At 52.5% G+C, this 17,456-nt stretch carries 1 protein-coding gene (only partly in view); it reads right to left on the reverse strand.

From position 1 onward, the window contains the following. Positions 1 to 17,456: the 3' portion of a DUF4347 domain-containing protein gene (locus ACFQO0_RS01665; protein ID WP_382232313.1), read on the reverse strand. Its footprint extends 14,065 nt past the window's final position; only the last 17,456 of its 31,521 coding nucleotides appear in the window; its start codon lies off the right edge, out of view; it ends in the stop codon at positions 1 to 3.

Genomic DNA, 17,456 nt, shown 5'->3' on the forward strand with positions numbered 1-17,456 from the left:
TCAAGGCGTTGTTTCCGGTTCTTTTTTGCTATTCCAATCGATGGATGAGTTACCGGTATTCACCGCAGCTTCGGTATGCGTTTCGACAATTTCAGCCACGCCAGTGATGCGATCCAGCCAGCTGCGTGCAGCGACCGGTGCTTTCACTACCGCATTTGAGGAAACCACTTCTGCTTGTTGCAACAAGGTGCTGGGATCAAACGTTGTGCGAGCACGCGTCGATTTTTCAGCCTTGCTCCATTTACCAGTACGTGGATCAAATTGCATTGCATCCTTACCGCTACGACCGAGTTTCAGTGCATGTGCGCCAGCCAAACCAGCGAACGCGATATCCACGTTGTCGATTGCAGGAACGACATCACTTGCGTCTGAACTCGGCGCTGGAACAGGTGCTGCCTCAACTGCAGGTGCTGCATCGGGCACAACGGGAGCTGCACAATTTACCGTCGGGAAGCTGCCATCAACATTTGGTATCGTGCAATCGACAGGCTGCTGCTCAAACGCATCTTGTCCCGTCAGACCTTCGACGCCTGCCGCTGTAGCTGGCAACGCATTCAAGTCACCCAACTCGCTGATGTCATTAACAGCAGTTTGCGTTGGGCTATTGCTACGGCTCGAGCTGGACGAGGTCGACGAGTCACTGGAAGAACTTCTAGCCCGCAAATTCAACAAGCTGAGAGAGTCGCCGCCGGTCGCAGAGATACTGGAAATCAAAGCATCCATACGATTTGCAAACGTCACGCCGTATTGCAGACTTGGATTCGACTGCGTCGCTCCTGCCAACGCTGCAACAAACACGTTGTCCTGTTTATTAGCAATCAAATCCGGCGAGTTGTTAGCAGAACCGAAGCGCACCACCGATACCGCCTGACGCTGAACAAAGTAGGCAGCCGCATAATCGCCGGCCATGATGTCGTTGTTGAAATTGCCGTGCAACAGATCGCTATCAAAGCCACCGAAGATTACGCTCAGATCATTACCGCCGTGCAGAATATCGCTGCCGCCGTTATACAGATCAATGGTTTGCGCCAATGACACGAGGCCATCGGTGTATTCAACCAAACCACTGTCGCCGATGATGACGTTGAAGCCGTTATTACCAAACAGTTCATCTGCGCCATTACCACCGAGCAGGACATCTTCGCCGTTACCGCTGACGATCATGTCGTTGCCGCCAATAGTTGGATTGGTTGTCACGATACGTATGTATTTGCCGCTGGCGTCACGTGTGACATCGCCGTTATCGCCGAAGATCACGTTGCCGCCATTGCCTGCGCGCACATCATCGTTACCGATACCGCCAACCAGGACGTTACGGCCATTGCCGCTCACGATGACATCATTGCCGCCAACTGCCGGATTGGTGCTGACCATGGTCAACACGTTACCTGCATTGTCGAAGTCAACTTTGCCGTTATCACCAAATGCGATGTTGTTGCTATCACCCATAGTGATGCGATCGTTGCCGTAGCCGCCGATCACATGCTTGAGGCCTTGCAACGTGACGATCACATCATCGCCACCGCTGACTGCAGTATCGAAGAATGATTCATACGAAGTCGTGATACCCGCTGCATTCAATACGATGCGACCGTTATCACCGAAGATGTAGTCCAGACCATTCGCCGTGTTGATGGTGTCGTTGCCAACGCCGCCCATGACAAAGTGGTTGCCATTACCGGTTTTGATCGTATCGTCGTCGCCGAGTCCGGTGGTGTAGCCGACCGTTTCAGTCAGGTAGCCGGTGGTTTCGATCAACTGCGCGAGATTGCCTGCTGCGTCGAATTCAACAAAGCCGTTATCGCCGAGGAAGATACCGTTGCCAGCACCCACGACGATTTCGTCTTTGCCGACACCACCAATGACAAACTTGTTGCTGTCATCGGAATGAATGATGTCATCGCCGCCGCTAAACTTCGTATCAACATTGGAATCCACACGCGTAACTTTGCCGGCTGCATTCAAGGTGATGCTGCCGTTGTCACCGAGGATGTAATCGGTACCAGTGCCAGTCGTGATCGTATCGCTGCCGAAACCACCGATGATGAAGTGATTACCATGGCCAGTTTTGATCGTATCGTTACCGCCGAGGTCAGCCAGATAGCCTGTGCTTTCGATCGTGCGTGTAATGCCGTTGGCATCGATGGTGACCTTACCGCTGTCACCGACGATCAAGCCGTTGCCAGCCAGGACCGTGACGGTGTCGCCCTCTGTACCGGCGATGACGAACTTGTCGCCGTTGCCTGCACTAATGATATCGACGCCGCCCGTTGCCAGAATACCGACGCCAGCCAGCGTGTCGTCGCTGAAATCCAGCGAGACCACTGTACCTGCCGTATCCAGATCGATAATACCGTTATCGCCAAACAGATAATCGATACCGTTTCCGGTGGTGATCTTATCTGCTCCAAAGCCGCCGATGATGAAGTGATTGCCATTACCTGCTTCGATGGAGTCATCACCACCAAAGCCTTCGTGGTAACCGGTGCTCTTCACTTGACGCAGGATCGTGCCGGCAGCATTGAAGGTCACCAGGCCATTGTCGCCGAGTACGATACTGCTACCGCTATCCACATTGCCGAGTGTAATGCTGTCGTCACCAATACCACCGACCACGATTTTGTTACCGTCAACTGCAGTAATAGTGTCGTTGCCGCCGCCAGTTGCCAGCGTATCGACAGTGCCATCAACACTAATAACCAGACCGGCTGCGTTCAATGTGATGACACCATTGTCACCAATGATGACATCGCGGCCGGTTGCCGTTGCTATCGTATCGGCACCAATACCACCGATGATGAAGTGATTGCCGTCACCAGTAGTAATCGTGTCATCGCTACCCAACAAGCCAGTTGAGAAATCGAGACTTTCAATCACTTGTGGCAAGAGACCTGCAGCATCAAACGTGATGCGACCGTTGTCGCCAACAATGATCGAAGAACCGTTAGCTGTGCCAGTACCGACTTCGATTTCATCTGCACCTACACCAGCGATGACGAACTTGTCACCATCAGCTGCATGGATGATGTCTGCACCGCCACTGATATTGCTATCGACATTCGCTGTCATCGACGTGACCTTACCGGCCGCGTTCAACATGATGTTGCCGTTGTCACCGATGATGTAATCCGTGCCGGTAGCCGTTGTTATCGTATCGTTCCCGATACCGCCGATGATGACGTTGTTACCGTTGCCAGTGCGAATTGTGTCGTTACCGCCGAGCAGGCCGGTTGTGTAATCAAGACTTTCAATCAATTGAGGCAGAAGGCTGACAGCATCAAACGTGATACGACCGTTGTCACCGATAAAAATCGATGCGCCGTTAGCGGTGCCAGTGCCGATTACAACTTCATCTGCCGCTACACCAGCGATGACGAACTTGTCGCCATCAGCTGCGTGGATGATGTCTGCGCCGCCGCTAATCGTACTGTCGACATTCGAGGTTATCGAAGTGACTTTACCTGTCGCGTTCAACACGATATTGCCGTTGTCGCCAAGGATGTAGTCACTGCCGGTGCCGCTAGTGATCGTATCTGCACCGAAACCACCGATGATGAAGTGCTTACCGTTACCCGCAGTAATGGTGTCACCTGCGCCATAACTGGTATCGCCAGCCAGACTCTCGATGCGTCGAACGTTGATACCAGCGGTATCGTAGGTAACGGTGCCGCTGTCGCCCAGAATAATGCCGTCGCCAGCACCGACATTGATAATGTCTAGGCCGGTGCCACCGATAACGATCTTGTTGCCATTGATCGACGTGATCGTGTCATCACCGCCGCTGGTTACGCTGTCGCCGGTCGAAACCAGGGTTTCGAATTTACCTTGCGCGTTGAAGGTGATGACACCGTTGTCGCCGAAGATCGTGTCGTCACCATTACGCGTAGTGATTTGATCAGCACCAAAGCCGCCGATGATCACGTGGTTGCCATCGCCGGTTTTGATGATGTCGTTACCGCCGAGGCTGCCATTAGCAGCCAGATATCCTTCGCTCGCAGCTTGCAACGCAAACGCGCCGGTAGCATCGAGTTGGATAGAGCCATTGTCGCCATTGACGATACCGTTGGTGTTATCCAAAGCTGCAAGGCCTAGCGTAATTTGATCCGCACCTACACCGCCGAAGACAAATTTCTTGCCGCTACCGGTTGTGATGATGTCAGCACCGCCGGATGTTTCTTTGGTGTCCGTTGCGCGCAGCAAGGAAGCGATACCGGTAGCGCTGTAAACGATCTTGCCGTTGTCGCCAAAGATCGTATCGTCACCGATTGCGGTGGTAATGATATCTGCACCGACGCCGCCGAACAGAATGTTGTTGCCGCTTTCCGCAGTAATCGTATCGTTACCACCGAGGAATGAATCGTAGTCGGTAGTTTCAATCGAAACCAGTTTGCTCGCATCCGCAGTAAACACGATCTTGCCGTTGTCGCCGAGTACGATATTGCTGATACCAGCAACCGTGATCGTGTCACCACCGATGCCGCCGAACACGATGTTATTGCCGGAACGATCTGTAATCAGATCCGCGCCACCAGTTGTGTCGTTGAATGTAGCGATCTCCGTCACGCTGCCGTTACTCAGCAAGCGTTTGGTACCAGCGATCTGCGTGATCGTACCGTGATCGCCGATGATGATGTCATTACCTTCGTTGCCATTGATCGTATCGTTGCCGACTGAGAGGTTATCGCGCGTCGCTATGTAATCGCCAGCACCAGCAGCATTGACAACTGTCAGCATGTCGCCGGCAACGCTGAAGCGTTTCGACAAATCGATGTTGAAGCCGGCATCGCCGTAGATATGGTCATTACCCTTCATGCCATTGATGGTGTCATCGCCTGAACCGCCGGCAATCTGATCATCAAAGTCGCTGCCGAAGATCGTATCGTTGCCCTGACCGCCATAAATCGTGACACCGCCACCCGCACCGCGCGCATCGATCAAGTCATCGCCGAAATTGCTGAATGCAAAACCGTGACCCGTAATGTCCAGCACGGTTGAGTTATAGGATTTGCCGTCTTGGCTCGCATCACCAAACAAGACCAACGGTGCTGCAGCGCCACCGCCGCCTGTGACGTAAAGCTTGTCGCTGCCACCGCCACCTTGAATTACTGTGACAGCACCTGCTGTTGTATGCGCAACAGTGAAGGTATCGTCGCCTTTGCCGAGCATGACATCGACGATTTCGATACCGTGATACGTGATGCCGGAATCGAAGGTGCGCCATTCAGGAACTTGCGTAGTACCGAAGTTCAGTGTCACGCCAGCGCCCATGCCGAGACCTTGCAGGTTGGCGAATTCAGCCAGCTTGGCAGCTGTGTTGGTTGCATTGTTGCCGAACAGTGCTGACAGACCGCTCGTGTTGGTCACCTTACCCAAAGTACCGGTGTCGTTCGACACGCTGCCGTCATTGAAGATGTTGAGCGTATCGGTGTTGGTACTTTCCTGCGCTTCCAGATTAACGATAGGCAAAGCTGTATCGGTTTCGGTCGGCAGCATGACTGCGACTTTGAGCGAACGGTCACGACCTTCAATGGCGCTGCCTTCGATGAAGAGCGGGCCTTTAACTTGCGCCACGACGTGCTGCTGGAGTGGATAGGTTTGTACCGGTTGCGTACCTACTACTTGTGGTGCATCCGGATTAACCGCGACCTTGACCTTGAATGCCTGATCCCAGTTTGCCGCTGTAAAGGTGACACTAGGTACGCCATCAATCAATGAGAAACGTGGATCGGTATCGTAACTGCTTAACAATGTTTTGCCATCGGACAGCAGTTTGATCGTGACAGGAGCCGTCGGTTGCTTGGTCAATTGAATCGTGTAGGACTCGTCGCTGGTATCGGATACCAGAGTTGAACCTTCAGACTGAACAACAAGTACGCCACCGATATCGTTGTCTCGCACATCAACTGTCAGGTCTTGTGTATCCACGTTGACGAATTCACGCGCGCCACCGTTGGTGCTGACACTGGTGACGCTATGCTTGATAACGACGCCAGCAGTGTTTTCTGGTGTCGAGTTTTCGACGCCAGTCACTTGCACCACGAACGGCGTATTCCAGTTGCTGCTATCGAATGTGACGGTGCCATTCACAGTATCGATGCGTGCCTGCAAGGCAGCATCGTTGACTGCCGAAGTGATCGCCAGTTGCATCATGTCAAAACCGAGATGCACGGTGACAATCTCATTCGCCGCAGGAGATTTGGTCAATGAAATCGAATACGTATCGCCAGTTGTATCGCCTTCGAGCACTTGAGTTGAGCCTGATGTCTGCGTAAAGATGACACCAGCTTGATCGTTGTCGATTACGCGAACTTGTACGTTGGCGACCAGCAAGTGGTTGAACGCTGGATCTGCACTCAGAATCGAATGACTGATCATCGCTACACGTTCACCTTCTGCTGCGAGGTCACCAGTTGCGCGCACATAAATCTTCTGGTCGCGCAGCCAATCGTTGACTGAGCCAGCCGCAGCGCTTGGATCGAAGGTCAATACCAGCGATTGCGAGAAGTTGATGCCATCAAGTGAAACCTCGATGCTTTTGCCGCCAGCAGCCGTGTCTTTGCTATTCGATTGCGTACCGGATACTGTCAAATAAATCGGCGCAGCATTCGCGTATGTCGGCGGCGCGACGTTCATCGCGATGTTGTAATACGTTGTGTCGGTGCCTAATGCGCCGTTTTCCACGACCGTCAAATCACCTGCAGCCTGTTGCTTGATACCGACTGCGCCCACTGCTCCAGTTGCCACATTGAGCTTGATGCCCTCAGCGTAAATACCGTTGTAGGCTGGATCAGTACTGCTGACTGCATGATTGATAAAGCCGCTAGTGCCTTCGACGTCTTTAGAGACGATTTTTTGGGTAACGTCGCCGCCGATATCAATCGTATCGTTGCCGAGACCACCAATAATCGTCGTGACCATACCAGCTGCAGTGCCGAGAACGAAGAAGTGATCGTCGCCTTCCATGCCGTCGATTTCAAGTTTCTCGACGCCGGTGAAGTCGATATTCAGACCTGCACCTTGCACACCCTTGTCGGTAATGACAAAGTTATCGGACGCTTCAGTACCAACTACAACGATCGTATCGACACCAGTTCCGCCATCGATGCTGACTGGCGCGTTGATGTTGTACTCGATGTGATCGTCGCCGCTGCCGCCGTTCAATTGCGTATCCGCAACCGAAAGGCCGGTACCGGTCAACAAGAACGCACGCACCACGAATTCATCGTTGCCGGCTTCGCCAAACAATTTCAGTGGCGCTTTATTACTGTAGACAGTGAAGCGATCATCGCCGTCGCCACCAAATGCAGTGGTAGCAAAACTGATACCACGCGACAGATAGCCGAGCGTGGTTTGAACCGTTTCGATTTCATCACCTAAAGCGACGTGGGTCGTATCACGGACGGAACCAAACATCTGACCGAACTGGAAGTAGTCCGAACCGTCACCGCCATCGAGAGTGGTGATGGTCGAGTTGTCATCGACGTAGAACGAATCGTCGCCATCCAAACCATTGATCAGCAAACGACCGTTGATGCTTTCGTTGTAGTTAATGCGTTCGACCAGGTTGGTGTAATGAACCTGATCGCCCGCTACAGCAGGAAGTGCATCCATCGATGCTACAAAGTTTTTGCGTACCAGGAATGTATCTTCGGTATTGGTGCCGATGATCGTCAGTTGATCCGCGCCATCGGCTGGTGCACCGCTGTCATTGATGTTGACGATGTAGTCGGAGTTGCCTTTGACATTGATGATGTATTGATCCGTGCCACCTTGACCATTGATCGAAATTTGATCACGTACGCCATTGTGTGATGTCGTCATCGTCAATAAATGACTAACTGACATCGTGTCTTCACCAGTACCGCCTTCAATATTGGTATTGGCTTGCAAGATCAAATTGTAGGTAGCGTTGAAACCGGCGGTCACACTATCCGGATTGAGCGCGATATTATCGTTGCCCGCATCGCCATACAGATTGAACTGGGTCGCTTTGATCGTACCCCAGACGTTGATCGTATCGTCACCATCATCTCCGTGGACGTTGATGGTAGTTGCATTGATGATGCCGTACAGATCGATCTTGTCGTTGCCTTTGGCACCACTGAAATTAACGATAGGTGCCGTGATGGAAGCAGTACCAGACACGATGATCGTATCCGCTTCGACTTCGCCCAGGAAATCAATATGTGTTCCTGCTTTCAAGGTGCCGTTGATCGTAATGGTGCTACCACCGACATCGATGTTGGCTTGACCTGCTGATGCTGCGTTGCCGTCTTTATCGCCTTGATAATCGCCTTCGATAGTCAGTTCGGTTTTGGCAATGACACTCGCACCAGCTTCGACGGTGACGTCATCACCTGCCTTGATATGCACGAACGAGGTCGTACTTTCAATCGTCTTGCCAGCTTTGATGACAATGCTGTCTGTAGTACCACCAGCTTTATCCAGCGCGATCAGCGTAATTCCGCCACCCGCGTCAACGTTTTGGCTGACCGTCATCGGGCTGGCGGTTGTGATGACAACCGTACCGCCCGATGTAATCGCTGCGCTGTTGGCGCCGTCGAGCGTTGCTAATGTCATCGCTCCTGTATTCGAGATATAGGTGCTACCCAGTGTTGCATTGCCTTGCAAGGTACCGACTTTAGTCGTCAGATGCTTGCTGGCAGTACCGATATCATCAGTCGCAAACAACTTGGTGCGACCAGATGTGATATTGCTGCCATTGTCGGAACGTCCGTTGAAAATACTGCCGGCTGATGCAATAAACGCCGTGTATGCAGTATTACCAACTGCATTGACGCCAGTACCGATTTCATTGATGAACAGGTTACCCAGCACTTCGATAATGAAAGTGTCCTGCATGCTGACAGTAGTCAGCGTGCCTGAAGTACCAGCCAGATTGCCGCTATTGGTATCAATGTCGATGTCATTGCCGGAGCGACCGATGGAACCGTTTTGAGCCGTCAGCGAAATACTGCGAGCAAAAATATCGATACCTGGGCGCGATGCGTCAACATCAGCAACGATGCCGACGTCAAGGATGGAACCGCTGGCACCCAAAGTGACATCGCCGCCTGTAGAACGGATGACGTCGAGATTCAGGTCACCCAAGGTTTCCCACATGAAGATGTCACCGCCGGCAGTGGCCAGCAGAGTACCCGTCGCTGTCAAATCTGTTTCCAGCATATTGCCGCTGGCACCGATTGCACCCGAGGCAACCAGCTCAATCCGATTACCAGCGATTTTTGCAGTGTCGCTATTGAGACCGTCAAGGATAGAGCCGGATGTCGCTTCCAGATGCACGGTACCTGTCGTCGATTGAGCGCCTTCCAGCAACATATTGCCGCTAATCTCTGTGATGTACAGACTATTAAACGAACGTGCAGTCAAAGTACCTGTGAGGTTGGTCAGCAGCGCTTTTGAAATCGAACCAATCGCGCCCTGCCCTGCTTCAACAATCAGATCGTTACCAATAACGTTGGCACTACCGGCAACCGCAGCATCGTTGACCACGCCAAACTTGCTCTTGATGCGAATATCCTTGTTATTCGTGCTTACGACCTGATCAATATTCATCGCCTGCTGCAACTGACCAGAACCGAGATAAACCTCGTTACCTGCAGTGACTTTGACGCGGCCAGTAGCATCGACGTTAACATCGTCACGACGTTCGATAACGATTGCTGTCAAGGCTGGACGCAATGCGGCTGGATTCGTGACCTTCGGTGTGAAGATCGCTTCGACGCCGGTTTCGGCAACGAGTGTAGTACCAGCGATTAATGTAATGGTCGATTCCGTGACGCTGGCAATCGTGTAATAGACCGTGCTGCCGGTCGAATTTTTCGTGTTGCCGGAAACCTGGAACAACTCACCTGCAGCAAAGCCATCAGCCAGCCAATCGCCACCATCAGTGCGTGTGATCGTTGGTACGCCTGCGGTCAACGCAAAGTTGATTGCTGCGGAAACCACATCAGAACGTGTTGGATTGAGCGCGATCGGCGTCATCGTGATGACTTTGCCGGTTTCGTTAACCAGAGTTGCGCCTGATGTCAGCGTAATGGTGCTGGTCAACACACCATTGACGGTTACATCTGTGATGCTCTTGATCTGATACGACTCACCTTTGTCAGTTGCATTACCCGTCGCGCCGGAAATCTGGATATGCATACCCGCTGCCAAGCCACTGGAAGTCCAGCTGCTGCCGGTACGTGTGATCGTGTCGTTAGACGTTTGGTTGTCATGGAAGTTGACCGTCGTGTTGACGATAGGATTACCGGCAAGGTAAGTCACATCAATACGATCGGCTGCCGCAAACGCCAGTTTTTGTTCTGGCGTCAGCACCAGTTGCGAGCCATTGGTTGGCAATGTAATCGTCAACGAAGTGTCATTGCTACCGACATTATTCGACGCATTGATCGTCACGTTTTTACCGATGATGTTCGGTGCTTCGATGTTCACCTGCGTATTGGCCGCAGCTTTCAACAAACCGGCACTCATCGTGTTCAACAATTCTGCTTCAGTCCAAACTTTGATAGTCGACTTCAGCTGATTCACTTCTGCCAAGCCATCTCCAGACGTGATGTCGAAGCTGTACGCTGCGTTATACGTATTGCCCACGCTGCCATAGCGAGCGTGAAGTTCTGCGTATTCAGACGTCAGTTTATTTTCCAGCGTAGTGATTTGCGCTGTGCTGTAACCAAGCACACTCGTGTAATACGCCGACTGTTCAGCTGTCAGATGAACCTGGAAGCTTGCATCGTAGACAGCAGGATTCGCCTGCTGTTCGCGATACTTCCAATAAGTGCGGTAATCCTGTTCTTTCGCGTTTTTGTACGCAAGAATAGTGTCGGATACTTTTTGCAAAGCACCGGTACCTTCCGTCAAATTGAGATCTTTCCAGACACCGCCCAGCAGTTCTTCGCGTGCGCGTTCGTCAACTTCCTGCGACTTGTTGCCATCGATCAGCGAACCATCCTTGACTGTCAAGACGATTGTTCCGTTCGAAGAGCGCGATTCGATCAATTCGATACGCATGTGATCCAGGCCACTGGTTCCACCTGCATCGAAGTCGCCTTCGGTCAGATAGATGTTTTGTGCCGCCAACGCGATGATGGTGTCAACCGCAGTGCTGCCGGAGTAAAGCGTCACTGCTTGTGCCGCGCTACCGATGCTGCCGTTCAGTGCGTTCAGCGTGACCGAGCCGCCTGCCTGCGTTTTCGCACCAACGCGACCATCGGTATTTTTTGCCGCGAGTATCGAACCTTGCGCCGTCAAGGTGACAGCTTGTCCAGCACCAGCGCGGATTGCACCAACCGCCATGTCACCGACGATTTCATTGATCAGCACCTTGCCACCAGCAGTGACATTCAACGCAGGCAAGGATTCAACCTTCACCCACTTCGATGTATCCGTATAGTTGGCTGTCGCCAAATCGATCTTGGCTGCATCGCCGATGTATTTGTAGACCTGTCCGACTTCGCCGCCAGCTGCATAGCCGGCACCGATCAGAACCTTCTGACCGACAACGATTTTTGCCGAGTTATCAGCAACGTAACTAGCGCTGCTCGACGTCGTCAATTGCCATTTGCTGGTATCTGAATAATTTTGCGCACCCAGATTGAGCGAGGTGCTGCTGCCGATATATTTATAAACTTTACCTGCCACACCGCCACCGTTATAGGTGGTGGACAACTTGATCTGCGTACCATTAGAAACGGATGTTGCACCAGAGCTGGTTGTGAAATCGTAGGTTGGTGTCGCCGACAAATCGGTGTTCAAGCCATTGATCAGCGTGGTACTGCCACTGACCGAATTGGTACCAATACCGTTAGTCGCTGTCAGGTTGATGATCTGACCACCGACATAAGCGCTATCAACCAGATGGTCAATACGATTGCCTGCAATCAGCGTAGTTGTACCGGACTCATTGGAAATTGTCCCCCCCAGCAGAATCGAACCACCTGATTTGACGGTGACATCGCTGCTGCTATCGCCGATGAAATTGATCTTGATATCGTGATCAGCTTTGATCGAGAACGTGTGAATGTCGGTAAATTTATTTTCCTGGACGAAGGTCGTCCATTGCGTTTCCTTACCGTACCAAGTGCTCGTAGTGTGCTGATTGGTCTGATAGGTTTTGGTACCGGTATCCACGCGGTTGTACGAATAATCGAAATCGTTACCTGTGCCGGTGTAATAGTAAGCGGCACCGCCTATCAATTTAGGCGCACCCAGTGGTTCGGTAGTTTCCCATCTGATCGTGCTTGGATCAGCAGCAAATGCATCGATACCCAGCCAGCTGCTTTGGCCATAGGTAGCTGACTTGCGTTCCGCGGCTTCCTGTGCGATCGCCCAGCCGTAGCGCTGACCGTCTTGTACATCGTAAGTGCTGATGTTATCGACGACTGTTGAGACAGGCGCTTGTCCTGCAATACCTCTATCAACGGTTACCGTAACCTTGTCACCTGATTTTTCATACAAGGTAACGGTGAATGGTTGCGTGGCGACGCCGTTAACAACGACAGGTTTGGAGCGATCAACGATCAACAACTTACCGCTACCACGTTCCGAAGTATCGATACGTTTGATCACCAGATCGTAACTGGTCTGATTGTCGATAGACACATCGGCGTATCCGCCCAGCAGCTTGATTTCACCGGCACCGGTGTTGGTGACATGTGCGTCGAGTTCAATGTAACCACCACTGACACGCAGCTCATCGATTTCGATACGTTTGTCTGCTGTATTCCAGAACACATTGAAGTCACCGTTCGATGCTGATTTCAACAGCACGCGACCAGTCGCATTGCTGGAAATTGCTTCAATCTCGGTCCGGGTCGCATTCGTAATCGTGAGGGTGTAATTATCCTTGCCGCTTTGGATCACGCCGTTCACGTTCAGATATTGCGCCGTGATGTGTATGCGATCCGCATACAAATTCACGCCTGGCATGGATACGGTTGAATACACCGGTGCGCCATCTTTGTAACCAATCACCACGCCACTGGCAGGACCCGCAGCTTTTGCCGCAGCAATCGCAGCCAATGCAGCAGCTGAAGTTGCATTACCTGCGACACCGTCGGTGCCAGCCATGATGGTGTCGGTAACAGTTTTCCATGCTGCCAAAGCTTCGCCGCCAACCGAATACGCAGTCACGCCATCGATATAGACGTTGCCACCTGTGACGATCGCCATATTCTTGGCGCGAACTTGTGCAGAAATCTGAATATCGCCACTACCGCCTTCAATCACTAGCGAGAGGTTGCCACCCAGATTGGTGATTGCTCCCAACACTGTGATGTCAGGCGAGGCAAAATTCACACGTCCTGGAGCTGGTGTGTAAGTGGCAGGATTAAATTTGTTGGTCACCGAGATCAGCGGTGGATTTGCTGTCGCAGTTTGTGTAATCGCATTGAAAGTAGCTGTAGTCGAGACACCTGTCACCGCTGTGTTGAGTGCCGTGATTTCCGTATTGCTGCTAGCTTGCACACCATTGATAAACAGGCCGCCATTACTTTCAGGAATCGTGATACCCATCAGCTTGATGAACGCCGGCGTGTTATTAACGATGACGACCGATGCATCACCTGGCGCGTCAAATTTACCTGTGCCTTTGACGACGTCGGCACGAATGTCGATGATGCCGGCTTGTGCCCAGATTGGATCGACGTACACAGTCGTGACGGATTTATCGACTAATTGACCACGATCGCCAAGCAAACCTTCTGCAGCAAGATCGGCCTTGATACGTGCAATTTCGTTCGTGTAGAACGTAATCAAGGTTGTGTTACCAGAGAACTGATACGCCGCCAATTGTGATTGCGCATTCTGCAACTCTTTGGCGAGACCTGTGAGCAAAGGCTCGGTAACTACACGATAAGTAATGCCATCACCGGTTACGACACCAACGATGCCGTAATCAACCGCAGTGGCAGGATTGGCAGTGCTGGTTGGATCCCAGTTCAATGTCAAGGTTTGAGTACGGGCGATACCAGTCGTCAACGTACCGTTGATGGTGACTATGCCATCGGCATTGCTGTCGAGCGAACCACTGAATGATTCAGAACCGTTGATGGCATCGGCAATCGCACTCGCCCAGTTGACGGCTTTCGCACGGCTGGTCATGTCGGCATAGCCGAGGCGTTCTGCATTCAGATTGATGTCGCGCGCACTGCGCATGTTGGCGCCAGCCGCGACCGTAATCGTATTGGTTTGATACAAAATCGCCGTCGAATCGACATCATCGATAGGGATCGCGCTGCCTGCAAAGGTATCGGTACGCGCGATCAGTTTGTATTGATCGCGATTGAAAGTGATGCTGGTGCCGGACGATACATTCAGATTTGCATCCGCCTGCAACAATGCATCCGCGCTGATAACGACTTCATTGACCGGACGAATATCGGTGACCGATTTCGCTACTGCCACTGTGGCAGCACCGTAAGTCTCTGCATCGACGATAGCCGAGATCGTGCCTTGACCACGTGCAGTAATATCAATTGCGCCGACGGTTTTGACAGTCGCAGCATTACCAATCAGCACACGTGAGAACACGCCATCGGTACGGATGGTCGAGTAAGCACCTGCTCCAGAAATCGCACCACCGGTTTTCAATGTGACTTTATCAAACGCGACAATGTCATTCAAGGCAGCCAGGCGCATGTCGCCCGCTGTGATTCCATAACCGCGTACCTGCAGCAATGACCGATCACCAACCTTGACGGTTGTATCCAGCTTGATGACTGTTTCGCTGGTTGCGCCTGCTGCAGACGCGATACCGCCAGTCACACCGGCGATATTCGCGCCGGACTGTTCTGCTTTCAGCACATGGCTGGTCGCAAGAATGCTGACGTCTTTTGCATATACTTTCACATCATTATTGAGGCCGGAGGTGACTTTGGCATCGACAGTGTGCTGGGATGTTGCACCGCTACCAGCCAGTGCACCACCAGCAACCGTGGTCGTTGTGCTGTTGAAAGCCGCGGTATGTTCAGCCGACATTGACAACTTGCCTGTGCCATCCATGATGCCGATGGCTTTCCATTTCGTCGCATCGGCGAAATTGGCAGTTGCCAGATCGATGCTTGCAGTGGAGCCGAGGTATTGATAGCGTGTACCGACATCACCATTGCCAATATGTGCGGTAGCGACATCGACCGTCTGACCATTGCTCACAGTGCGTACGCCGTTATCGGTGCTGTAATTAGGTGTCGATGAAATCAACAAGATAGGCAAGACATTGTCCGCACCCAACGTGATGTTGCGCGTTGCAACACCGTCGTTAATGAGTGCACTCGTATTGCTGATGTTGCTGGTGTCCGCAGTCGCACCGGCACCTGCCAACACGCCACCGCTACCGGCGATCGTCAATGCAACGTTGTTGTCATAACCGACTGCAGTAATCGCCAGGCTCGCACCGTCAAGCTTGACGCCTGTGCCGAGATAAGCCGACGTCAGTGTGTTTGATTTTGCGTTCGATTGCGCAACACCGGCCGAAACCAGACCGACGGCATAACTGCTGGCATCAGCGGTCTGTTGCGATTTCGCGTTGGCGACTATGGTGGTTGCTCCACGAATGACAAGTGTTGCATTGTCTGCTACGTACGCAGTGACTGCAGACAAACTACCCGTTTTACCGTTGATTGCGGTTGCCGAAGTCGATGCCACGCCGATCAATGCACCGGCAGAACCAGTTGCTTTCGCCAAGGCAGAATCACCTAGTGATGGCAATACCTGCTCGGCACTGATTTTCAATGAGCCCGTCGTAAGTTTTCCACCCACATACGCATTCACAGTTGGCGTAGTGGTCGCAGTTGCTTGCGACACACCAACCGCAAAACCACCCGCAGCGACACCAAATGCATAGGCTTCAGCACGCGGTTTAACGGTGGCAGAAACACTAATTAACTGAGTCGTTGTAATCTCGGTAGTACTAGATGCACCGATATATGCTTCTACAATCGGTGACACCAACGCGGCGGCTACCGTACCGCTGCCAGCCAGGATGCCGCCCGCGACGGCGTAACTTTCGGCCTTCGCGGAATCAGTCGCATAGGCTTTGATATTCAGTTCCTTTGCCGTCGTCACATTACCATTGACATAGGCACGAACAGAGCCATTCGCTGTAGCACTTGCCAGGCTGGTGCCAATCGCCGACATGCCACCCGCAGCACCTATGGTTTTAGTGTTGGAAGAGTTAAGCGATGTTGCAGTGACATCGATCTTTGCTTTGGCACTGAGTGTCGCGCCACTGCCAGCGTAGGAAGACAGATTCGGATTCACAACAGACGTCGCACTTGCACCTGCGCCTGCACCGCCGATAGCGCCAGCGACAGCAGTGGCGTAGGCCAGCGTCGAGATCGAATCGTCCGAATTCGTAGTAATGCTGATGCTGTCCTTGTTCGACGTGACACTTGCATTGTCGATGAAAGCGCTAATACCGCTGGTCACCGTATTGCTGGACAAGGAAGTACCGACCGAGCCACCAACCAAACCTGCGGCTACACTTGCTGAACCGACATGGGCCGTCAGGCGCGCGGTTTCAGATGCACTCAGCGTGATGCCATTCTCGGCCTTCGTGGTGCTCTTCAGTTCCGCGCTGGTACCGGTAATGAATGCCGAAACTGTGTTGTTGATCGTATTTTGCGAATCGGCACCGGCACCTGAGAAGGCCCAACCGATTGGTGCCGCACTCACGCCAACCGAGGCAGCGATCGATTTGGCGCTGATCGTTGGAGTCGAGCTGGCTGTCAGCGCCAACGTCCCAGCGGACGTCACTGTGGTTTCTTTGCTGTAAGCACGAACTGTGTTGGTAACCGTATTTTTTGCCAATGCTGTACCGACAGCAACTGTACCAGCACCGACACCGCCTGCAATAGCAACTGACGCTGCGATGGTATCCGCAGTAATGTTTGCGGTGTCGACTGCACTCAGCGAAATGTTGCCGCTGGTTTCAGTGGTGACATTGGCTGTTTCAAAATAAGATTCGACGGTATTGGTAATCGTGCTGATCGAGCTACCACCAGCACCTGCAGCAGATGCCGCTGCGACACCACCAGACAAGGCAACCGCACCGCCTAGCGAAGTTGCATCAATGATCGAGCTTTCACTTGCGCTCAACACGATATTGCCGCTGGCTGCCTTGACAGTCGACGACTTGATGTAGGCCTGAACAGTATTCTTGATCGTGTTTTTAGCTGTAGCTGCACCGACTGCACCAGCAGCACCGACTGCGCCACCACCAACTGCGCCTGCCATACCACCAGCATTTGCAATGACAGACGCAACGTCAGTTACCGTCAAGCTGATGTTGCCGCCAGCAGTGACGCCTTTGCTGGCATCCGTGGTCGTATCGTTGATATATGCCTGAACGGTATTCGTAATTGTGTTGCTGGAATCTGCACCAGCACCTGCGACGCCGACACCGACCGCGCCACCGCCAACAGCAACAGCACCAC

Source organism: Herminiimonas aquatilis, from assembly GCF_042665175.1.
Classification (GTDB): Bacteria; Pseudomonadota; Gammaproteobacteria; order Burkholderiales; family Burkholderiaceae_D; genus Oxalicibacterium; species Oxalicibacterium aquatilis.